We start from the raw sequence: 21,555 nt of genomic DNA on the forward strand, positions 1-21,555 counted from the left end.
GGGAGTCATGCGTGGGGAAAGGGGTTCAATACGTAAAGAGGTTCAGCCCACTGATCGTGACCACGCGCCAGCGTGGTCACGATCAATGTCGAGGCGAGCGCAGTGCTCGGGCTCGATCAGGTCATCCGCGGTGACGACCACGGAAGTAGTTGATCAGGCCCTGGGTCGATGCATCGTCAGCCGGCTCTTCGGTACCACCGGTCAGGCGATGGTAGACCGCTTTGCCCATTTCCTTGCCCAGCTCGACGCCCCACTGGTCGAAGGCATTGGTGCCCCAGACCACGCTTTGCACGAACACCTTGTGTTCATACATCGCCACCAGCGCGCCGAGACGGCGTGGGCTGATGCGTTCGACGACCAGCGTGTTGCTCGGACGGTTGCCAGGGATGACCTTGTGCGGTGCCAGTTTCTGCACGTCGTCCTCGCCCATGCCTTTTTCGCGCAGCTCGGCTTCGGCTTCAGACTTCGTCTTGCCCATCATCAGGGCCTGGCTCTGCGACAGGCAGTTGGCGTACAACCACTGATGGTGGTCGGAAACCGGATTGAAGCTGACGATCGGCACAATGAAGTCGGCCGGGATCATCTGGGTGCCTTGATGCAGCAACTGGTGATAGGCGTGTTGGCCGTTGGCGCCCACGCCGCCCCAGATGACCGGGCCGGTGTCGGTAGAGACCGGCGTTCCGTCCTGGCGCACGCTTTTGCCGTTGGATTCCATGTCCAGCTGCTGCAAATGCTTGGTGATGTTACGCAGGTAGTGGTCATACGGCAGAATCGCGTGGCTCTGCGCATTCCAGAAATTGCCGTACCACACGCCCAGCAAGGCCAGCAGCACCGGCATGTTCTTCTCGAACGGCGCGCTCTGGAAATGCTGGTCCATGGTGTAGGCACCGGACAGCAGTTCCTTGAAGTTGGACATGCCGATCGCCAACGCAATCGGCAGGCCGATTGCCGACCACAGCGAGTAGCGACCGCCTACCCAGTCCCACATCGGGAAAATGTTTTCTTCGCGAATACCGAAGGCCACGGCCGCAGCATTGTTGCTGGACACCGCAATGAAGTGACGATGCAATTCCGCTTCGGAACCGCCCTGCGCGAGATACCAGGCACGTGCAGCCTGTGCGTTCTTCAGCGTTTCAAGCGTGTTGAAGGATTTCGACGAAACAATGAACAGCGTGGTCTCTGCACGAATCTTCATCGACAGCTCATGGAACTCACTGCCGTCGATGTTCGCCAGGTAATGGCAGCGCACGCCTTTGTGGGCGTAGGCGACCAGCGCTTCGGATACCAGCTCAGGACCGAGGAAGGAACCACCAATACCGATGTTGACCACGTCAGTGATGGGCTTCTCGGTATAACCACGCCACAGACCGTCGTGGATGCGGCCGACCAGTTCAGTCATCTGGTTGAGCACACGATGTACATCCGGGATGACATCGACGCCATTGACCTTCAGCTTGTCGCCGACAGGACGACGCAGGGCCGTGTGCAGGGCAGGGCGGCCTTCGGAGGAGTTGACCAGTTCGCCGTCATACTGTGCCTTGATCGCGTCTTTCAGGCCCACTTCATTGGCCAGGCTTACCAGCAAGTCACGCGTCTCGGTAGTAATCAGGTTTTTCGAATAATCGAGGAACAGGCCAGCGCTGCTCAGGGTGAACTCGCTGAAGCGCTGTGGATCTGCATTGAACGCTTCGCGCATGCTGAAATCCTGCATGGCTTTGCGGTGTTCACTCAACGCCTGCCAGGCGGGCAGAGCGGTCACATCGGAAGGAGTGCGGTAGTACGCCATCGCTGCGGGTTTCCTTAACTGGATCTTCTGGGGCTTTATGGAGCGAGGTTGCGATTTGACCCGTTGGCCACATTACGCAGACTACGCCCTCGTCTACCTGTTTGTCTGCGCTTCGCCGTACTTGAGCCCGGTACTATTTCTCACACAACAGGCGGGCTTTTCAGCCGAATGCTGTCAGCAATCGGTTACGCAAACTGTACGGGTATGGCATTACTGGTGTGGCTTAGTTCATTGCCCGGCGCCATGTACAGCATGCGCGGCTTGAAATTGACCAGCTCTGCTTCCGAATAATGAGCGTAGGCGCAAATGATCACCCGGTCGCCGACTTTCGCTTTGTGCGCCGCTGCACCATTCACCGAGATCATGCGCGAGCCTTCTTCACCGCGAATGGCGTAGGTGGTGAAGCGTTCACCGTTGTCGATGTTGTAGATCTGGATCTGCTCGTATTCACGAATTCCCGACAGGTCCAGCCATTCGCCATCAATGGCGCACGAGCCTTCGTAATCGAGTACCGCATGGGTCACTTCGGCACGGTGCAGTTTGGCTTTGAGCATCACGGTGTGCATCTTGTTGTTATTCCTTGATCAGGTGCAGATTGTCGATCAGGCGGGTCGTGCCCATGAACGCGGCGGCTATGACGACCAGGTCGCGATCCTGCGCAGTGGCCGGGCGCAGGCTGGTGGCCTCGCGTATTTCCAGATAGTCGATACGAAAGCCTGCGGCTTCCAGTTGTTGCCGGTTGCGGTGCAGCAGGCCATCGAAATCCTGTTCGCCGACGGTGATCGCATCGCCAATCTGGCGAAGCACGCGATAGAGCGCGGGCGCGGCGGCGCGTTGTTCTTCGTTCAGGTAGCCATTGCGTGAGGACAGTGCCAGGCCATCGTCGGCGCGTACGGTCGGCTCACCGATGATCTGGATCGGCATGTTCAGGTCGCGGACCATGGCGCGAATCACCGCCAGTTGCTGAAAGTCCTTTTCGCCGAACACGGCAACATCGGGCTGGACCATGTTGAACAGCTTGCTGACAACTGTCGCGACACCGTCGAAATGGCCGGGTCGACTCGCGCCGCACAGACCTTCGGAGACAAGCGGCACGCTGACGAGCGTCTGCACGCCCATACCGTTGGGGTACATCTCTTCAACGGTGGGCGTGAACAGCAGGTCGCAGCCTGCGTCTTCAAGGCGTTCCTGATCTGCCGTCAGGGTGCGCGGGTAGGTGGCCAGGTCTTCGTTGGCGCCGAACTGCAAAGGATTGACGAAAATAGTCGCGACCACAAAGTCTGCGCACTGGGTTGCACGGGTCACCAGTGCCGCATGGCCGCTGTGCAGGTTGCCCATGGTCGGTGTCAGGCCGATGCGTTTGCCTTCACGGCGTGCATTGGCGACCGCTGCGCGCAGTTCCGAAACGGTTGAGACTGTGATCATGCCGAGAATCCATGTTCGATAGCAGGAAAGCTAACGTCTTTGACGGCGCTTACATACGCCTGGATGGCCGACTGGATATCAGGCTGGCCGACCATGAAGTTCTTCACGAACTTGGGAACGCGTCCGGTGATGGACAGGCCAAGCATGTCGTGCAGCACCAGCACCTGGCCGTCAGTTGCACTGCCTGCGCCGATACCGATGACCGGGATCTTCACCGCGTGAGTGATTTCTTCCGCCAGTTCGCTCGGCACGCATTCGAGCAGAATCATCGCCGCCCCGGCCTGCTCCAGCGTAATGGCGTCGGCACGCATCTGGCGTGCCTGGGTTTCCAGGCGTCCCTGAACCTTGTAACCGCCCAGCACGTTGACCGATTGTGGCGTCAGGCCCATGTGGGCGCAGACCGGAATGCCGCGCTCTGCCAGGAGACGGATCGACTCGGCCAGCCAGGCAGCGCCTTCGACCTTGACCATGTGCGCGCCGGCCTGCATCAGCGTTGTGCTGTTGACGAAGGTCTGGTCCAGCGTGGCATTGGCCATGAAAGGCAGGTCAGCGAGGATCATCGCACCCTGATTGCCGCGTTTGACGCATGCGACGTGATAGGCCATTTCCGCAGTGGTGACAGGCAGCGTGCTGTCATGACCCTGCAGGACCATGCCCAGTGAGTCACCTATCAGCAGCACTTCGACGCCCGCCTGACTGGCAGCCTGGGCGAAGGTCGCGTCGTAGCAGGTCAGCATGGTGATCTTTTCACCTTTCTGTTTCATACCCAGCAGCGACGTAACGGTTATGTTCGGCATGTAAAGTCCTCCATCAGGCGCTGAAAACTGCGGCACTCAGCGCGTGAGAGTCATCTTGGAAAAGCAGGCACACCGTCGTGTCGCGGTGTTTTGCAAAGGCCTGTTTCGCGCCCGTTCGCCACGGGGGTGGCGGCGGGAGGCCTATCTTCGTGAGGAGGGGGCGTGAAGTCAATTGCGGGTGTTACCGTTTGCAGGAGCGGTTACAGCAACGGTAACGGGTGGCAGGAGGGCACTACGCCTGAGCGGACAAACGTTCCAGGCCAGCGAACGGGCATTCACTCAGCAATTGACCCAGTTCTCGACCATCGGCGAGGGTCAGGTCAGGTGCCAGTTCGGCCAGCGGATAAAGCACGAACGGCCTTTCCTGCATGTGGTAATGCGGCACCTTGAGACGGGGTTCGTCGATCAGATGATTGCCGAACAGCAGGATATCCAGATCCAGTGTGCGCGGCCCCCAACGCTCGTGGCGCTCACGGCCCTGATCCAGTTCGATGGATTGAAGCGCGTCGAGCAGGACCAGCGGAGCGAGGGCGGTGTCCAGCGCGGCGACCGCGTTGGTGAAGCGCGGTTGGCCGGGGAGCAGCGAGTCACTGACGTAGAACGAAGAAACGCCCGTCAGTTGGCTGCCTGGCAGCAATTCCAGTGCCTTGAGGGCGCTGCGCAGTTGTTCGGCCGGGTCGGCAAGGTTGCTGCCCAGGCCGATATAGACGCGCTCAGTGTTTAACGAGATGTTACTCACCGCCGGACGTCTCGGCACCGGTGCGCTTGCGCTTCGCGCCGCTGCTGCGCCGACGTTTGCGCGGAGCGGCACCGGCTGCTTCAGACTTGCCACTCAAGTCGCGAATCATGTCGCGACGCTCGCTTTCGTTACATTCCTGGTAATCGGTCCACCACTGGCCCAGGCCGTCGGTCTGTTCGCCTGCGGTTTCGCGCAGCAGCAGGAAATCGTAACCGGCGCGGAAGCGTGAATTGTCGAGCAGCAGATCCGCGCGCTTGCCCGAGCGACGTGGCAGACGCTCCTGCATGTCCCAGATCTCACGGATCGGCATCGTGAAACGCTTCGGAATCGCGATGCGCTGGCACTGCTCGATGATCAGTTCGTGTGCAGCTTCCTGCATCGCGGCGATCGGCGGCATACCGCGCTCCTGAGCGCGAAGCACCTTGGCAGGCAATGCAGGCCAGAGCAGCGCGGCAAACAGGAAGGCCGGGGTGACCGGCTTGTTCTGCTTGATGCGCAGGTCGGTGTTGATCAGGGCATTACTGATCAGCGTGTGCGTATAGGTCGGGTTGTACTCCAGCGCCTTGGAGCTGGCCGGGAACAGGGGGTCGAACAGTTCCAGATCCACCAGCATCTCGAATGTCGAGGCGGCATGACCGGAAAGGAACAGCTTGAGCACTTCTTCGAACAGGCGTGCCGACGGAATATCACGAAGCATGGCGGCCAGCGGACGAATCGGCAGGGCGCTGTGCTTTTCAATACCGAAATCCAGCTTGGCGGCGAAACGCACGGCACGCAGCATGCGCACCGGGTCTTCCTTGTAGCGCTGTTCGGGATCGCCAATCAGTCGGATCAGGCGATTGCGGATGTCGTGCACACCGTTGGCGTAATCCAGCACGCGCTCGGTGACCGGATCGTAATACAAAGCGTTGATCGTGAAGTCGCGACGCTGAGCGTCCTCTTCAAGGGTGCCGTATACGTTGTCACGCAGGATGCGCCCGCTTTCGTTGCGCGAGGACTGATTGCTGTCCTCTTCTTCGTCATCCTGTGGATGATTGGCGCGGAACGTGGCGACTTCGATGATTTCGCGACCGAAGTGGATATGGACCAGCTTGAACCGGCGGCCAATGATTCGGGCGTTGCGAAACTCGGCACGCACCTGCTCCGGCGTGGCGCTGGTGGCGACGTCGAAATCCTTGGGCGTGATATTGAGCATCATGTCACGGACGCAGCCACCGACCAGATAGGCCTGGTAGCCTGCGTTTTGCAGGCGCTCGACGATATTGACGGCGTAGCGACTGAATTGACCGCGTTGCAGCGAATGCTGGCCGCTATTGAGCACTTCAGGCGTGGTGCGCGTGTGTTGCTGCGGCTTGCGCAGTGGAGAGCGAAATGACTGGAACAGCTTCTTCAGCATGGGAGGCACTGTTTGAAGGAATATTCGGCCAAAAACGTGGAATGACCGCATGATGGGCGGGGATTCTAGCATTTAGTCGAGGGATGGTGTAGGAAGCTATCGCTGAAGGCAGGGAAAGTGAGGCAGGGCTTTGTTCTGGAAGCTACTGGGGGAGCCGAAGCTCCCCCAAAGTGTGTGCTCTTTATTATTGTTTTCTGTTAGGGCTTCTTGTTTTTGTTGAGTGCCCATTCACGAGACTTTCGTCTGTGAAACCTCCCAATCGGGAGTCAAGAGCAAACGGATTGCTTTGGTCGCTGCGTTGCAATGATCATTCGATCCAACCAGTTCAGGCTCTACCTAAGGGTAGTTTTTGTTGTTCTCGGCCTGGTTGCGGGGCAAGCCCCAAATACAACTCCTCTCCAAAAGAATCAGTTAGCTGCGCCTCCGCCGTGTTGTTCTTGTTATGCGTGAGTCGATTCGTGTTGTTCTTGTTATGGGTGTCGTACTGCTTGTTGTTCTTGTACCAGAGATATAGCAGGACCTGTGCCAACTTTTCAAAAGCCCCGTAAACCGGGGCCTTGGTAGCTTTTTCAAAAAACGACAGGCATAAAAAAGCCGGGACTTCGTTACCGTAAGACCCGGCTTTTGTTACGTGAGGCGAGGAGGGTAACAGTTTGTGCAAAGCCCTGAGCGCCGCGTGCCAGAGCCTTGCGCAGAGCATCAGGTTTCGTTGGCCACCCCTTTTCGACGGGGTATACCCAGGCGCTGACGACGTTCCCACAGGCACTTGCGGCTGACCCCGAGTTTGCGGGCCAGCTCGGTTTCGGTCATGTGGTCCTGATGTTCCAGAACGAAGTGCTGGAAATAGTCTTCCAGCGACAGGTCCTCGGTCGGCTCGCTGCTGCCGGAGGTCGAGCCGCCGGGCAGCGGCGCAAGGCCCATGTACTCGTCGTCACCCAGACCGTCCAGTTCGATGTCGATACCCAGCAGGTCGGCGGTGATTTCCGGGTTCTCGCAGAGAATGACCGAACGCTCCACCGCGTTTTCCAGTTCGCGGACGTTACCCGGCCAACTGTAGTGACGAATCGCCTGCTCGGCATCAGGCGCGAACTTCAGGTCATTACGGCCGACCTTGGCGCTCTGGCGTGCCAGAAAGGCGTGGGCGATTTCGAGCACATCGCTGCCGCGTTCGCGCAAGGCCGGAAGCTTGAGGGCGATGACGTGCAGGCGGTAAAAAAGGTCTTCACGGAACTCGCCATTCTTGGCCAGGGTCTTGAGGTCTCTGTGGGTCGCCGCAATCAGTCGCACATCGACCTTTTGCGACTGCACCGAGCCGACCCGGCGAATTTCGCCTTCCTGCAGAACGCGCAACAGGCGTGCCTGGGCTTCCAGCGGCAATTCACCGATCTCGTCGAGAAACAGCGTGCCGCCATCCGCGGCTTCCACCAGACCGGCACGTCCGGCGCTGGCGCCTGTAAACGCGCCTTTCTCGTGTCCGAACAGTTCGGACTCGATGAGCGACTCGGGAATGGCTGCGCAGTTGACGGAAATCATCGGTGCCTTGGCGCGGCGTGACAGATTGTGCAGAGCGCGGGCAACCAGTTCCTTACCCGTGCCCGACTCGCCCTGGACAAGCACGTTGGAGTCGGTCGGTGCGACTTTGCGAATCTTGCTGTAAAGATCGAGCATCGGCGGACACGAGCCGATGATGCCGATTTCGCCATTGTTGTTCGGTGCCGTACCTTTCTCGGCACTGCTTACCTTGCCCATGGCGCTGCGTTCGGCCTGCAGGCTGCTGACCGTCTGGCGGTCACGCAGGATGCGCGACACGGCCTGAAGCATCTCGTCATGATCGAAGGGTTTGGCGATGTAATCCACCGCGCCCATTTTCATTGAGTCGACTGCCGAGCGCAGGCTGGCGTAGCTGGTCATGATCAGCACCGGCTTGCCTTCGCCCAGCTTGATCAGTTCGGTACCGGGCGCACCCGGAAGCCGCAGGTCGCTGACGATCAGGTCAAAGGACGGGATGCTGAAACGTTCCTGAGCCTCCTGAACAGAACCGGCCTCACTGACTTCATACTGATTGCGTTCAAGCAGGCGACGCAGGGCTGAGCGGATAATCGTTTCGTCTTCGACGATCAAAATATGCGGCATTGATTCAGTTCTCTCGACGGTCTCAGTTCGCGGTGGACGTCGCGTCGACATGGCGTGGCAGAGTCACCCGGATACGGGTACCACGCTGGTGCTCGGGGTCGGCCGGGCTGTCGATGGTGATTTGTCCATAATGCTCTTCAACGATGGAATAGACCAGCGCAAGCCCCAGTCCTGTTCCTTCACCGGGGTCTTTGGTGGTGAAGAATGGCTCGAACAATCGGTCCATGATTGCCTTGGGTATTCCACTGCCTTCGTCCTCGACGATCAAATCCACAGTGTGTTCGGATGCTTCACTCTTGACCCTGACCGCGCTGCCTGCGGGCGAAGCGTCGCGCGCGTTGGACAGCAGGTTGATCAGCACCTGTGCAAGGCGTTGCGGGTCACCATCGACCCAGTGTTCAGGGTTGCAGAGGTTGTAGAACTGCACTTCGAAATTGCGTCGGTTCAGCGCCAGCAGGCCGATGGCATCCTGAGCCACTTCGGCCAGACAGACGGCTTCGTCACTGTGCTGATGAGCGCCGGCGTGGGCAAAACTCATCAGCGACTGCACGATACGCGACACGCGTTTGGTCTGTTCGAGAATCTGACTGCTGATCTCTTTCAGCTCGTCGTCTTCTTCACGCTCTTCCCGAAGGTTCTGCGCCAGGCAGGCGATACCGGTGATCGGGTTGCCGATTTCGTGGGCGACACCGGCCGCCAGTCGGCCAATGCTGGCCAACCGTTCCGAGTGGACCAGTTTGTCTTCCAGCATCTGCGTGTCTGTAAGGTCTTCCACCAGCAGTACCAGACCGCTGTTGCCTGGCGCGAGCGGTTCGTTGATGGCCGCCTTGTGCAGGTTGAGCCAGCGGGTCTGACCATCGAGACCAAGACGCTGCTTGTGCAAGTGTTCATCAGGCACGCTGATGAAGCCGGTCAGCAGGCCTTTCCACGGCTCGGCGATGGTCTCAAGGCGGGAACCCACGACGCGCTGAGCGACGATGCCGGTCAGCTCTTCCATGGCACGGTTCCACATCAGAATTTCCTGATCCTCGGCCAGCGAGCACACGCCCATCGGCAGTTCCTGCAGGGTCTGGCGGTGGTAGCGGCGCAGGGCATCGAGTTCGGCAGCGAGCCCGGTCAGGCGCGAGTGGTAATCCTCGAGCCGGCTTTCAATGAAGTGGATATCTTCAGTGACGTATTTTTCGCTGCCCGATTTGTACGGCAGGAAAGTCTCCACCATGTCCTGAGCGACGCTAGGGCCCATCAGGCCGGACAGGTTGGCCTCGATCCGGTCGCGCAGACGCCGCAATGCATAAGGCCTGCGTTCATCGAAGGGCAGATAAAGATCGCGCAGGGCCTGCTCGACTTCTTTCTGCGCTGCCTTCGCGCCCAGCGGCTTGGCCAGTTGCGTGGCGAACTCCTGTGGCGACACGGCGTGCAATTCGCGGCGTTGAGGCCTGCGCACGTTGTCGACTGCGCAGGCTTCTGCCGCGCTGACTTCTTCGGCGCTGGCATTGGTGAACAGCGACACGAGGGTGAACAACAGCACGTTTGCGGCCAGCGACGCGATGGCCGCCATGTGCCAACTGGTGTCGTCCAGCACGTAAATCATATTCAGCAGCGGAATGTAGAAGCCCTGCAGGTTGCTGATAAGCGGCAACAGCATGCTGACGACCCAGACCGCGATCCCGGCCAGCAGTCCGGCAATAAAGCCACGCCGGTTCGCCGTCGGCCAGTACAGCACCGACAGCACGCCTGGCAGAAACTGCAGTGTCGCAACAAACGCCACGATGCCCAGATTGGCCAGGTCCTGCTGCGCGCCGAGCATCAGGTAGAAACCGTAGCCTGCTGCGATGATCGCCACGATCAGCCCGCGTCGGGTCCACTTCAGCCAGCGATAGATATTGCCTTCCGCCGGTGGCTGGTAAAGCGGCAGCACGAGATGGTTGAGTGCCATGCCCGACAGCGCGAGCGTAGTGACGATGATCAGTCCGCTGGCCGCTGACAACCCGCCGATATAGGCAAGCAGCGCCAGAGCTGGCTTATTGGCAGCCATCCCGATGCCGAGAGTGAAATATTCGGGGCTGGTGGTCGCGCCGAGCTTGAGCCCGGCCCAGAGGATCAGTGGAACGGCCAGACTGATCAGCAGCAGGAGCAACGGCAGGCCCCAGCTGGCGCTGACCAGCGAGCGCGGGTTGAGGTTTTCGGTAAAGGTCATGTGGTACATGTGCGGCATGACGATGGCCGAGGCGAAGAACACCAGCAGCAGCGTGCGCCACGGACCTTCCTGCAGAGGCGTATGCAGCGACGCCAGGGCGGTCTGGTTCTGCAGCAGCCAGAGTTCCAGTTGCTGCGGGCCGTCGAACACGCCGTACAGGGCGTACAGGCCGACGCCTCCCAGGGCGATCAGTTTTATCAGCGATTCAAAGGCGATGGCGAACACCAGTCCCTCATGTTTTTCACGCGTCGCGATGTGTCGTGAGCCGAAGAAGATCGTGAACAACATGATGATCGCGCAGAACGCCACGGCCACACGATCCTGCACCGGCTCGCGCGTCAGGATGCTGATCGAGTCGGCTACCGCTTGAATCTGCAGTGCCAGCAGTGGCAGCACACCAATCAGCATGAACACCGTGGTCAGCGCGCCCGCCCAGGTACTTCGGAAGCGGAACGCGAACAGGTCGGCCAGTGAGGAAAGTTGATAGGTGCGGGTGATTTTCAGAATCGGGTAAAGCAACACCGGTGCCAGCAGGAATGCACCGGACACACCGAGATAGCTGGAGAGAAAACCGTAACCGTACTGATAGGCCAGACCGACCGTGCCATAGAACGCCCAGGCACTGGCGTAGACGCCCAGCGAGAGTGTATAGGTCAGTGGGTGGCGGATGATTGCGCGCGGAATCAGGCCGCGTTCGCTGACCCAGGCAACGCCAAACAGCACCAGCAGATAGCCGGCGCTCACCAGCAACATCTGCGTCAGGCTAAAGCTCATCGGCATCTCGCTGGCTCTGAAGAATGAACGTCACCACGATCAGGATCAGCCACAGCAGATAGGGCCGGTACCAGGCACCTGTCGCGTCGATCCACCAGTCCATGATGGCCGGAGAGAAAAGGTAAATACCTACCACCAGAAGCAAAACCAACCGGTATATGTACATCTGGTCTCCCTGCGCTGGTAGATGAGGAGCGGCATGGTAACGGATGCGCGACAAGCTGCAAGTAGCCATAAGCAGTAGTTTTCAGCAACCGCTCTGGCTCAGTCTATCCGGGCTTCCTCAATGTTGTTCACCCTGGGGATGAGGTCCGGGGTCCAGTGCTCAATGCCATAGGCCAGCACTTCGTGGGCTGTTCCGTACATCAACTGTGAATCGGTTGGCTGGCCCAGTGCACGCAAGGCGCGCAGCAGCAGGGGCGTGGCCTGATCGGCAGGCAGGGGGGGCGAGCGATAGGACTTGCCGAGCTTGTGGCCGTCGGGTTGGGTGATCAGCGGCACATGCAGGTAGCGCGGCTGAGCAATGCCCAGCAACTCCTGCAGATACAACTGGCGCGGGGTCGAGTCCAGCAGGTCGGCGCCGCGGACGATATCGGTCACGCCCTGCCAGGCATCGTCAATGACGACTGCCAGTTGATAGGCATACAGGCCATCCCGTCGGCGAATCACAAAGTCCCCGCTTTCGTTGCCCAGGTGCATGCGGAACGTGCCTTGCACCCGGTCTTCGAAGCGATACTCCAGTTCCGGCACGCGAATGCGAATGGCGGCGTTATCGGGCGAATGCCCTGCGTTGCGGCACAAGCCGGGATAAACGCCTTTATAGCCTTCGAGCTGTTTGCGTGAACAGGTGCAGGCGTAGGCCAGGCCGTTGCTGAACCAGCGGTCGATAATGGCGGCGTAGGCATCATGGCGTTCGCTCTGGCGGATCAACTCGCCGTCCCACTCGAAGCCGTAGCGTTCCAGCGTTTCCAGGATGGCCGCTTGCGCACCCGGCACTTCACGTGGTGGATCCAGGTCTTCCATGCGCATCAGCCACTGTCCGCCTGCTGCACGCGCGTCGAGATAAGAGGCAAGTGCCGCAACCAGCGAGCCAAAATGCAGATAACCACTGGGCGTCGGCGCAAAGCGCCCGATGTAGGCAGATTTTTTCATGGGCCGGATGTTACTGGTGCGCAGCTTTGGCGATCAAGCGTGAAGCGAGTGGCATCTCCACGTAGAGCGATGTGCACTATCAATAGCAACTTCTCGATCCATGAAAACCAAAAAAAGACGCCGAAGCGTCTTTTTTTTCAAGGCAGGTCCTGCAGGTCACTTGCCGACCTGTTTTTCCTTGATTTCCGCCAGGGTCTTGCAGTCGATGCACAGATCCGCAGTCGGACGGGCTTCGAGGCGGCGGATGCCGATTTCGACGCCACAGGATTCGCACCAGCCATATTCTTCATCAAGGATCAGTTGCAGCGTCTTGTCGATCTTTTTGATCAGTTTGCGTTCGCGATCACGAGCGCGAAGTTCAAGGCTGAACTCTTCTTCCTGACTGGCGCGGTCGGCCGGGTCAGGGAAATTGGCAGCTTCGTCCTTCATGTGGTCCACCGTGCGATCGACCTCTTGCATCAAGTCCTGTTTCCACTTGTTCAGGATCTTGGTGAAGTGCGCGCGCATAGGCTCGCTCATGTACTCTTCATCCTTCGTCGGAACGTAGGGTGAAAAGCCGCTGATTAGATGGTTCTGTTGCTTATCTGGGGTGGGCATGTATGGACCGCCTCTCACTCTTCTAATCTATTGCGCAGGATTGTTCCATCACCGACACCCGTCGGCCCTGCAGCTGCAAGCGGGCGAACTTACCAGATCAAATCGGAGTGCGCTACTCCCGGTTGTCGAGCATGACGAAGCGGTCTGCTTGCAGAGGTGACCGTAACGAAACTGCCCGTGCCTTAAATGAACTCTAGTCTTCGACAGCCGTCGTAGCTTTCTTTTCTTTCTGCTTTATCGATACGTCCTGCACGATCATTTAGGGCACCGCAGGTACAGGGTGGGTAGAATCGTGTTCCTCTGTTGTGACAATCACATTTCCAGAAGCCTTCGTCATAAAGGAAGACCCATGGCCCAGCCTTACAGCGCGCGCAGTCGCGCTATCGAACCGTTTCATGTCATGGCGCTGCTGGCGCGTGCCAATGAGCTACAGGCGGCGGGCCACGACGTGATTCATCTGGAGATAGGCGAGCCGGACTTCACCACGGCCGAACCCATTATTGCGGCCGGACAGGCGGCGCTGGCTGACGGCAAGACACGCTATACCGCCGCCCGTGGCCTGCCCCGGTTGCGTGAGGCCATATCCGGTTTCTATGCCCAGCGTTATCAGGTGGATATCGATCCCGAGCGAATTCTGGTCACGCCGGGTGGTTCGGGTGCGCTGCTGCTGGCCAGCAGCCTGCTGGTGGATCCGGGCAAGCACTGGTTGCTGGCCGATCCGGGTTATCCGTGCAATCGCCACTTTCTGCGCCTGGTCGAAGGTGGCGCTCAGTTGGTGCCGGTCGGCCCGCAAGAGCGCTATCAGCTGACGCCCGAACTGGTCGAGCGGTGCTGGAATGAAGACAGTGTCGGTGCGCTGGTGGCATCACCCGCCAACCCTACCGGCACCCTGTTGCATCGCGATGAGCTGGCCGCCCTGTCGCAGACCTTGAAGGCGCGCAACGGGCATCTGGTGGTCGACGAGATTTACCACGGCCTGACCTATGGCATGGACGCCAGCAGTGTGCTGGAAGTCGATGATGACGCGTTTGTGCTCAACAGTTTTTCCAAGTACTTCGGCATGACAGGTTGGCGTCTGGGCTGGCTGGTCGCACCGACAGACGCGGTGGCCGACCTGGAAAAGCTCGCCCAGAACCTCTACATCAGTGCGCCGAGCATGGCGCAATACGCGGCGCTTGCCTGTTTCGAGCCGCAGACCCTGGACATCCTGGAGCAGCGGCGCGCGGAATTCGGGCGTCGTCGGGATTTCCTGCTGCCTGCCTTGCGTGAATTGGGTTTTGGCATTGCTGTCGAGCCGGAGGGCGCGTTTTACCTGTATGCCGACATCAGCGCATTTGGAGGTGATGCCTTTGCGTTCTGTCGACACTTTCTGGAAACCGAACACGTTGCGTTCACGCCGGGGCTGGACTTTGGTCGTCATCTGGCCGGGCATCACGTGCGTTTTGCCTATACCCAGAGCCTGCCCAGATTGCAGGAGGCCGTCGAGCGCATTGCACGCGGCCTGCGCAGTTGGAGTGCCTGATGCGTTTCTCGCCTGAATTGGAGCAGGGTCGTCTGATTATTCGCTACAAACGTTTCCTGGCCGATATCGAGACCGATAGCGGCGAGCTGTTGACCATTCATTGTCCCAACACCGGTTCGATGCTCAATTGCATGATGCCGGGAGGGCGTGTCTGGTTCAGTCGCTCCAGTGATCCCAAGCGCAAACTGCCGGGCACATGGGAGATCAGTGAAACGCCGCAGGGTCGTTTCGCGTGCATCAATACCGGGCGCGCCAACACACTAGTGGAGGAGGCTTTGCGCGCGGGTGTGATCAGCGAGTTGAACGGTTTCACGGCGCTCAAGCGCGAGGTGGCGTATGGGCAGGAAAAAAGCCGTGTCGATTTCCGTCTCGAGTATCCCGATGGCCATGTGTATCTGGAAGTAAAAAGCGTCACGCTCGGCTTTGATGAGTCGGCCGTCGCCGCGTTTCCCGATGCCGTAACACAACGGGGGGCACGTCACCTGCGCGAACTGGCGGCCTTGGCACGCGAGGGTGTGCGTTCAGTCTTGTTGTATTGCGTCAACCTCACCGGGATCGAGTCGGTGCGACCCGCACAGGAGATTGACCCGGCCTACGCGCTGGCGTTGAAGGACGCGATGGATGCCGGTGTCGAGGTTCTGGCCTACGGCGTGCATCTGGATCCGCAGGAAGTGCGCATCGACCGGCGCCTGCAGGTGCTATGGCCGGGATAAGCCATCGATGCCGGGATAATTAGTCCTGCAGGTGGTCTTCAGGCAAGGTTACCCAAATGCCCTGGGCATCTTCATGAGAATTGAGCGCGGTCAGCGACTGACCCTCGCAGGGGCCTGCCACGCACTCGCCATTCTCGATCAGAAACAGCGCACCGTGGGTGGCGCACTGGATCAGACTGGCGCTGCTGTCCAGAAACTGGTCGGGCTGCCATTCCAAGGGGACGCCACGATGCGGGCAGCGATTCCTGTAGATGAAAACCTCTCCGTGTCGGCGTATCGCCAGAAGTCTGTAGTCTTCCAGTTCGAACCCGCGACTCTGTGATTCCGTTAGGTGGGTGGATGTGCAGAGAAATCTCAAGAAAACCCCATGAAGCGTGGATGGCTTTGACGGCGATCCCGGTCGAACTGTGCCGCCAAGGATCATTGGGTGTGATTTTAGTCTGCTGACCCGTCAATGTGGTCAGGTAATGTTGCCTGACGCCCGGATCTTCGGGCCGCACGTGCGCAATTGGATTGAGGAATGATTCGTGCACATGGCAGACATTGACATCGGCACCGCGGTGCTCGTGTCGCTGCTGGCTCAGATCGAGGATGAGATTACCGAGGAAAGTGCCGATTACGTGTGGTGCACGGTGGCTGGACTCAGGCAGGATCCAGGCATTCAGTAGTATCGGACTTTTCTTTGTTTGACGTGGTACCTGTCCCGAGAGGCAATGTGGCGTCCTACCTGCGCGCAGGCTCGTATATCGTCTCGCTCCCGTTTCTGCGAGCGACCTACCATGACAGCGATCACTGCCGATGATGAGCAACTGGCACGCCAGGCCATAGCCTTGATGGAACTCTTCGCCCTCAATCACGACGATACCGACCAACGCATCATGGGGATCTGTCAGCGGGCACTGACGCCGCTGGGGCCTGTTGCCGCAGTGAGCGTGTCTTCACGTTTTGTCTGCCTGGCGCGTACGACGCTGGATCGACTCCAGGCACATCAGGTCAAGGTCGTGGCAGTGGTCAACTTTCCTCACGGTGGAACGGATTTGGAGGCTGCGGCTTCCGAGACGCGTGCGGCCATGCTTGCGGGTGCCGACGAGGTCGATGTTGTCTATCCCTTTCGCGCATTGCTCGGCGGCGATGAGCAGACGGGCGCGGACCTGATCTCGGCCTGTCGATCCAGGCTCGACGGGCGGGTCAAGTTGACGGTAACGCTCGAGACCGGCGAATTGAGAGATTCAGAGGTCATTCACACGGCTTGCCGCGCAGCCATCGAAGCGGGTGCCGACTTTCTCAAGACAGGCACCGGCAAATCCGCGCGACATGCAACGCCTCAGGCTGCGCGAATCATGCTGGAATCCATTGCCGACACGGGCGGACAGGTCGGCTTCAAGGTCGCAGGCGGGCTTCGTTCCTTTGAAGACGCCAGGCCTTTCATTCAACTGGCTCACGCAAGGTTCGGTGCTCACTGGATAGTCAGTGACAGGGTGCGACTGGGTGGATCGAGTCTGCTCGATGATTTGCTCGGAAGGCTTGGCTTGCACGCGTATGCAGGCCTTCAGCCATTTTTCGAAGGCAAAAAAAGACCCGGCAAAGAGCCGGGTCAAAAACCGTGATTAGCCTGATGAGGAGATAATCTGAAAGTCCGAACCAAGGTCTTTCAGTTATCGTCCAGTCTCGCGACCGGATGTGATAATCATAACTATTCTCATTTGTAAGTCAACAGTTCTTTTCCCCGCTGGTCAGGTGCCGGAAATTGATGCCAGGAAGTATGGAATAACAACGGGAGCGGGGGCGCAGGAGCAGACGTGGATCAACGGAAAAACGCCTACACCCGGCATGCGTTGCGCATACCGGTTCAAGACGGTTGTTTCAAAGGCGGTATTTGAAAAGGGGGCTCAGCGAGTGCGATAGCGCAGTCGGGTACCGAAATTCACAGACATCAGAATTTCATCTGCGGTGAGTTCTGCCGGGAAGTAAGCGCCCGATATCTGTGCATGCGCGATGCTCGCACCTTCCATCGGCGTGTTGCGCAAATCCAGGCCGCGAAGATCGGCTGAGCGGAAGTAGGCATCGGTGAAGTCGATACCCGCAGTATCCAGATCACGCAGATCAAGACCCCGGAAATCACCCCCGGCCATATCGATAGTGCCGGTCTTCGGCTTCTCCTGATTGAAGCCTTCGACGTCGTCCCTACGCAGCATGATGTAGAGCGGTGAGTCGATCTGTTTGGGCTGGCTCATGATGGCCTCGTGGTTTGTGTTGGAATTATGGCGCCAGTATATCGCCACCATTGTTCAGCCGTGAAGCGCTACCTGCCCAACGGCTGAGCACGGTGTTCAGAGGCCGGGCAGACGCTGGCGCAACTGATCGATGAGGCTGTCCAGATCACTACTCTGATTGGTCGCAACGTGCTTGCTGCAGATGATTTCTTCCGCAGTCAGTGGCTCGCGGCTGGCCTGCTGGGCCTTGATGACATCCATGGTCGCGTCTGAAGGATCGGTGTTCTGCGCCTGACGCTGTGCCAGCCAGCCTTCAATAACGGCGTCTGGTGCTTCGCAATCCAGGATCAGGAACGGCACGCCGGTGGTTTCAGCAACTTTGGCGGCCGAAACGCGCTGTTCATGCTTGAGGTAGGTGGCGTCAATCACGACGGCAAAGCCTGCGTGCAATACTTTTCCCGCCAGTTCATGCAGGCGATTGTAGGTCGCACTGCTGGCCTGCTCTGCGTAAAGCGCGGTGCTTTCATCGGAGAACATGCGCTTGCGCTCGACGTCTGAGCGCAGACGGATCGCGCCCAGTGATTCGACCAGACGCATGGCGACATGGCTTTTGCCAACGGCGGAAACTCCGTGAGTCACTACGAGAAAGCGTGAAGGGATGGCGCTGTAGCTCTCGGCCAGATTCGCGTAATTGCGGTATTGACGAAAGGTCGCAGCACGCTGAACACCATCGGCATTGGCGGGCTGGCTGAACAGCGCAACCTTGGCGCGTACCATGGCCCGGTAGGCCTTGTAGAAATTGAGCAGTTCAAGGCCGTCATAGTCGCCGGTCTTTTCCAGATACAGGCTGATCAGGCGTCGAGAAAGCGATTTCAAACCGCGGTCTTCCAGGTCCATGGCCAGAAAGCCGATGTCGGCGTAGACGTCGGTCTTGCGGAACGGCTCGTTGAATTCGATGCAGTCGAACAGTACAACCTTGCCGTCGATCAGGGTCGCGTTACCCAGGTGAATGTCGCCATGGCATTCGCGGATAAAACCTTCTGCCTTGCGCTGAGCCATCAACGGCTTGAGGCGCTCGAAGCTCGACTCTGCCCACGCCTGTAGGGCATCAAGTTGGGCCAAGTCGGATTTTTCGCTGATAAGAGGGCGAATCTGCTCAAAGTTCTGCAGCACTGGCGCCATGACGCTGTCGGGCGAGCCTAGATCCGTGTCAGACATGACGCGCGGGGCTTGTTCGTGAACCCCGGCGATCTGGACCGCCAGTTCGTCAATGTGTCCGGCTGTCAGCTCGCCGTTGGCTTGCAGGGTGCTCAGCAGGCCGGCTTGCGAGAACTGCCGCATCTTGAGAGCGTACTCGATGACTTCACCGCTGCCGCCCAGTTGCGGGGCTTCGACTGAACCGGTAATCGGCAGCACCTCCAGGTACAGATCGTCGGTCATGCGTTGGTTGAGGCGCAGTTCTTCATTGCAGAAATGCTCGCGCGACGACAGTGTGGTGAAGTCGAGAAAGCCGAAGTTCGCAGGTTTTTTGATCTTGTAGGCGTAAGGGCCGGTGAGCAATACCCATGAGATATGGGTTTCGATAACCTGAAAATCTTCTACCGGATGGGGGAAAAGAGCGGGATTTTGCAGGGCTGCGATCAAAGACTGGCTCACGGGCGATCCTTCAGGAGTGGATTCAAAAAAATGTAACTGTCAGATGCGGCCATTATGGCCGCTTGGCGCGACGCTGCAAACCGCCGGCTCGGGTGTCTGTCGAAGCCATGCAAAGTGCGTATAATCCGCGCCCATGACTCGATCCCGCACCTCTCGTCCCTCGAAAAAACAACCCTCCGGCAGCCTGCGCAAGTGGCTGGGCTGGGCGTTGAAGCTCAGCATTGTCGGTCTGGTCCTTTTGGCTGGCCTGGCTATCTATCTTGACGCGATTGTCCAGGAGAAATTCTCCGGAAAGCGCTGGACCATTCCTGCGAAGGTCTACGCGCGTCCGCTGGAGCTGTTCGTTGGCCAGAAGCTCAGCCGCGATGACTTCCTCATCGAGCTGGATGCGTTGGGCTACCGCCGTGAAAGCGTGGCGAACGGGCCCGGCGCTGCCGCAGTCAACGGCAACACGGTCGACCTCAATACCCGAGGCTTCCAGTTTTACGAAGGCACCGACCCGGCCCAGCAGGTCCGCGTGCGCTTTTCCGGTGACTACGTGGCCGACCTGTCGTCCGGCAACGGGGGCAAGCTGGCCGTGGCCCGTCTTGAGCCGCTGTTGATCGGCGGTTTGTATCCCAAGAATCTTGAAGACCGGATCCTCATCAAGCTGGATCAGGCTCCGCCTTATCTACTCGATGGGCTGGTAGCAGTCGAAGACCGTGACTTCTACCATCACTTTGGTGTGTCGCCCAAGTCGATTGCGCGCGCCATCTGGGTCAATACGTCCCAAGGCCAGATGCGTCAGGGCGGCAGTACGCTCACCCAGCAGTTGGTCAAGAATTTCTACCTGACCAACGAGCGCAGTCTCTCGCGCAAATTGACCGAAGCCATGATGGCGGTGCTGCTGGAGATTCATTACAGCAAGCAGGAGATTCTCGAGGCCTATCTCAATGAGGTGTTCGTCGGTCAGGATGGTCAGCGTGCAGTGCATGGCTTCGGTCTGGCCAGCCAGTACTTCTTCAGTCAGCCTTTGTCCGAGCTGAAAATCCATCAGGTTGCGATGCTCGTCGGGCTGGTCAAGGGCCCATCCTTCTATAACCCGCGTCGTAATCCCGAGCGTGCACTTGAGCGCCGTAATCTGGTGCTTGATCTGTTCGAGCAGCAAGGCGTTGCCACCGCTGAAGTCGTGGCTGCCGCCAAGAAGATGCCGTTGGGCGTGACCAAGACCGGTACGCTGGCCGACAGCTCGTTCCCCGCCTTCCTGGATCTGGTCAAGCGTCAATTGCGCGAGGACTACCGCGACGAAGACTTGACCGAAGAGGGGCTGCGGATTTTCACCAGCTTCGATCCGATCCTGCAGATGAAGTCCCAGGCGGCCATGGACGATACGTTCAAGCGGCTGGCCGGGCGCAAGGGTTCGGACGAAGTTGAAGCGGCAATGGTTGTGACCAATCCGGAAACCGGCGAAGTGCAGGCTCTGCTGGGCAGTCGTCAGGCGGGGTTCGCAGGCTTCAACCGTGCAATCGATGCCGTGCGGCCGATCGGCTCGCTGGTCAAACCAGCCATCTATCTCACAGCGCTTGAACGTCCAAGCCAGTACACGCTGACCAGTTGGATTGCCGATGAGCTGTTTCAGGTCAAGGGCGCTGACGGTCAGGTCTGGAAACCTCAGAACTACGATCACAAGTCACACGGCAACATCTTCCTGTATCAGGGGCTTGCGCATTCCTACAACCTTTCAACCGCCAAGCTGGGCCTTGAACTGGGTGTGCCTACCGTCTTCAAGACGCTGGCAAAGCTGGGTGTAACACGTGAATGGCCTGCCTATCCATCCATGCTGCTGGGTGCGGGAGGGCTGACGCCAATGGAAGTCGCCACCATGTACCAGACCATTGCGAGCGGTGGTTTCAACACGCCGATGCGCGGGATTCGCAGCGTGCTGACAGCCGAAGGCGAGCCGCTCAAGCGCTATCCTTTCCAGATCGAGCAGCGTTTCGATCCGGGCGCCATTTATCTGGTGCAGAATGCGATGCAGCGCGTGATGCGTGAAGGTACCGGCAAGTCGGTCTATAACGTGTTACCCGGTTCGCTGAATCTGGCGGGCAAGACCGGTACCAGTAACGATTCGCGCGACAGTTGGTTCGCCGGCTTCAGTCAGGACCTGCTGGCCGTGGTGTGGATGGGCCGCGATGACAACGGCAAGACACCGTTCACCGGTGCCACGGGTGCATTGCAGGTCTGGACCAGTTTCATGCGCAAGGCCGATCCGTTGCCGCTGGACATGGCCATGCCGGATAACGTCGTCCAGGCCTGGGTCGACGCCCAGACCGGACAGGGTTCTGATGCAAGCTGCCCGAATGCCGTACAGATGCCGTATATTCGCGGCAGTGAACCCCAGCCCGGCGCCACATGCGGCGGCACTCCGGCACCTGCCACTGAGGTGATGGACTGGGTCAAGGGGTGGTTGAACTAA

19 protein-coding genes are annotated in these 21,555 nt (G+C 59.1%); 5 read left to right on the forward strand and 14 right to left on the reverse strand.

The window, feature by feature from the left end:
* Positions 1-121: 121 nt before the first annotated feature.
* From pgi to dksA, 11 genes are all read right to left on the reverse strand, one after another.
* Positions 122-1,786, reverse strand: coding sequence for a glucose-6-phosphate isomerase (gene pgi / locus KDX39_RS17165; RefSeq protein ID WP_099226805.1), 1,665 nt, complete (start codon positions 1,784-1,786; stop codon positions 122-124).
* Between the two features lie 185 nt (positions 1,787-1,971).
* The gene (panD, locus tag KDX39_RS17170; protein ID WP_025996635.1) at positions 1,972-2,352 is read right to left on the reverse strand and encodes an aspartate 1-decarboxylase; all 381 of its coding nucleotides are present in this window, start codon (positions 2,350-2,352) and stop codon (positions 1,972-1,974) included.
* Positions 2,353-2,359: 7 nt separating this feature from the next.
* Positions 2,360-3,211 carry a pantoate--beta-alanine ligase gene (panC, locus tag KDX39_RS17175; RefSeq protein WP_231661171.1) on the reverse strand — a complete coding sequence of 284 codons (852 nt, stop codon included), beginning with the start codon at positions 3,209-3,211 and terminating at the stop codon, positions 2,360-2,362.
* On the reverse strand, positions 3,208-4,008 hold the full coding sequence (gene panB / locus KDX39_RS17180) for a 3-methyl-2-oxobutanoate hydroxymethyltransferase (RefSeq protein ID WP_231661172.1): 801 nt from the start codon (positions 4,006-4,008) through the stop codon (positions 3,208-3,210). Before panB ends, panC begins: the two co-directional genes overlap by 4 nt.
* A 232-nt stretch (positions 4,009-4,240) precedes the next feature.
* Complete coding sequence (gene folK / locus KDX39_RS17185) at positions 4,241-4,747, reverse strand: 2-amino-4-hydroxy-6-hydroxymethyldihydropteridine diphosphokinase (protein ID WP_231661173.1); 507 nt, start codon at positions 4,745-4,747, stop codon at positions 4,241-4,243.
* Positions 4,740-6,143, reverse strand: a complete 1,404-nt coding sequence (locus KDX39_RS17190) for a polynucleotide adenylyltransferase PcnB (protein WP_231661174.1) — start codon at positions 6,141-6,143, stop codon at positions 4,740-4,742. Before KDX39_RS17190 ends, folK begins: the two co-directional genes overlap by 8 nt.
* A 699-nt stretch (positions 6,144-6,842) precedes the next feature.
* Positions 6,843-8,276 (reverse strand): sigma-54-dependent transcriptional regulator, encoded by a 1,434-nt coding sequence (locus KDX39_RS17195; RefSeq protein WP_231661175.1) that lies wholly within the window; start codon positions 8,274-8,276, stop codon positions 6,843-6,845.
* A gap of 22 nt (positions 8,277-8,298) precedes the next feature.
* On the reverse strand, positions 8,299-11,253 hold the full coding sequence (locus tag KDX39_RS17200) for a sensor histidine kinase (protein WP_231661176.1): 2,955 nt from the start codon (positions 11,251-11,253) through the stop codon (positions 8,299-8,301).
* Positions 11,237-11,413 (reverse strand): hypothetical protein, encoded by a 177-nt coding sequence (locus tag KDX39_RS17205; RefSeq protein WP_004879930.1) that lies wholly within the window; start codon positions 11,411-11,413, stop codon positions 11,237-11,239. Before KDX39_RS17205 ends, KDX39_RS17200 begins: the two co-directional genes overlap by 17 nt.
* Positions 11,414-11,511: 98 nt before the next feature.
* Positions 11,512-12,399: a tRNA glutamyl-Q(34) synthetase GluQRS gene (gene gluQRS, locus KDX39_RS17210; protein ID WP_231661177.1), complete on the reverse strand. Its 888-nt coding sequence runs from the start codon at positions 12,397-12,399 to the stop codon at positions 11,512-11,514.
* Positions 12,400-12,555: 156 nt separating this feature from the next.
* Positions 12,556-12,996, reverse strand: coding sequence for an RNA polymerase-binding protein DksA (gene dksA, locus KDX39_RS17215; protein WP_231661178.1), 441 nt, complete (start codon positions 12,994-12,996; stop codon positions 12,556-12,558).
* Positions 12,997-13,345: 349 nt separating this feature from the next.
* Here dksA and KDX39_RS17220 point away from each other — a divergent pair, with 349 nt between their 5' ends.
* Positions 13,346-14,518 (forward strand): pyridoxal phosphate-dependent aminotransferase, encoded by a 1,173-nt coding sequence (locus tag KDX39_RS17220; RefSeq protein WP_231661179.1) that lies wholly within the window; start codon positions 13,346-13,348, stop codon positions 14,516-14,518.
* Positions 14,518-15,231 (forward strand): DNA/RNA nuclease SfsA, encoded by a 714-nt coding sequence (gene sfsA, locus KDX39_RS17225; RefSeq protein ID WP_210042677.1) that lies wholly within the window; start codon positions 14,518-14,520, stop codon positions 15,229-15,231. Before KDX39_RS17220 ends, sfsA begins: the two co-directional genes overlap by 1 nt.
* 19 nt (positions 15,232-15,250) lie before the next feature.
* Here the strand turns inward: sfsA and KDX39_RS17230 are convergent, their stop codons facing one another.
* Complete coding sequence (locus KDX39_RS17230) at positions 15,251-15,589, reverse strand: Rieske (2Fe-2S) protein (protein WP_231661180.1); 339 nt, start codon at positions 15,587-15,589, stop codon at positions 15,251-15,253.
* 175 nt (positions 15,590-15,764) lie between these two features.
* Between KDX39_RS17230 and KDX39_RS26380 the strand changes: the two genes are divergently transcribed.
* Together KDX39_RS26380 and deoC are read left to right on the forward strand one after the other, a co-directional pair.
* Positions 15,765-15,899, forward strand: coding sequence for a hypothetical protein (locus KDX39_RS26380; protein WP_269439927.1), 135 nt, complete (start codon positions 15,765-15,767; stop codon positions 15,897-15,899).
* A 111-nt stretch (positions 15,900-16,010) separates the two neighbouring features.
* Positions 16,011-16,838 carry a deoxyribose-phosphate aldolase gene (gene deoC, locus KDX39_RS17235; protein ID WP_231661181.1) on the forward strand — a complete coding sequence of 276 codons (828 nt, stop codon included), beginning with the start codon at positions 16,011-16,013 and terminating at the stop codon, positions 16,836-16,838.
* A gap of 282 nt (positions 16,839-17,120) precedes the next feature.
* Here deoC and KDX39_RS17240 read toward each other — a convergent pair whose 3' ends face one another.
* On the reverse strand, positions 17,121-17,465 hold the full coding sequence (locus tag KDX39_RS17240) for a pentapeptide repeat-containing protein (RefSeq protein WP_099226818.1): 345 nt from the start codon (positions 17,463-17,465) through the stop codon (positions 17,121-17,123).
* A 96-nt stretch (positions 17,466-17,561) separates the two neighbouring features.
* Positions 17,562-19,100: a bifunctional aminoglycoside phosphotransferase/ATP-binding protein gene (locus tag KDX39_RS17245; RefSeq protein ID WP_231661182.1), complete on the reverse strand. Its 1,539-nt coding sequence runs from the start codon at positions 19,098-19,100 to the stop codon at positions 17,562-17,564.
* 133 nt (positions 19,101-19,233) lie between these two features.
* On the opposite strand from KDX39_RS17245, the gene mrcB reads away from it, so the two are divergent.
* Entirely contained in the window at positions 19,234-21,555 is a 2,322-nt protein-coding gene (gene mrcB, locus KDX39_RS17250; RefSeq protein WP_231661183.1) for a penicillin-binding protein 1B, read from the forward strand.

This window comes from Pseudomonas sp. CDFA 610, assembly GCF_021147865.1.
GTDB classification, from domain to species: Bacteria; Pseudomonadota; Gammaproteobacteria; order Pseudomonadales; family Pseudomonadaceae; genus Aquipseudomonas; species Aquipseudomonas alliivorans.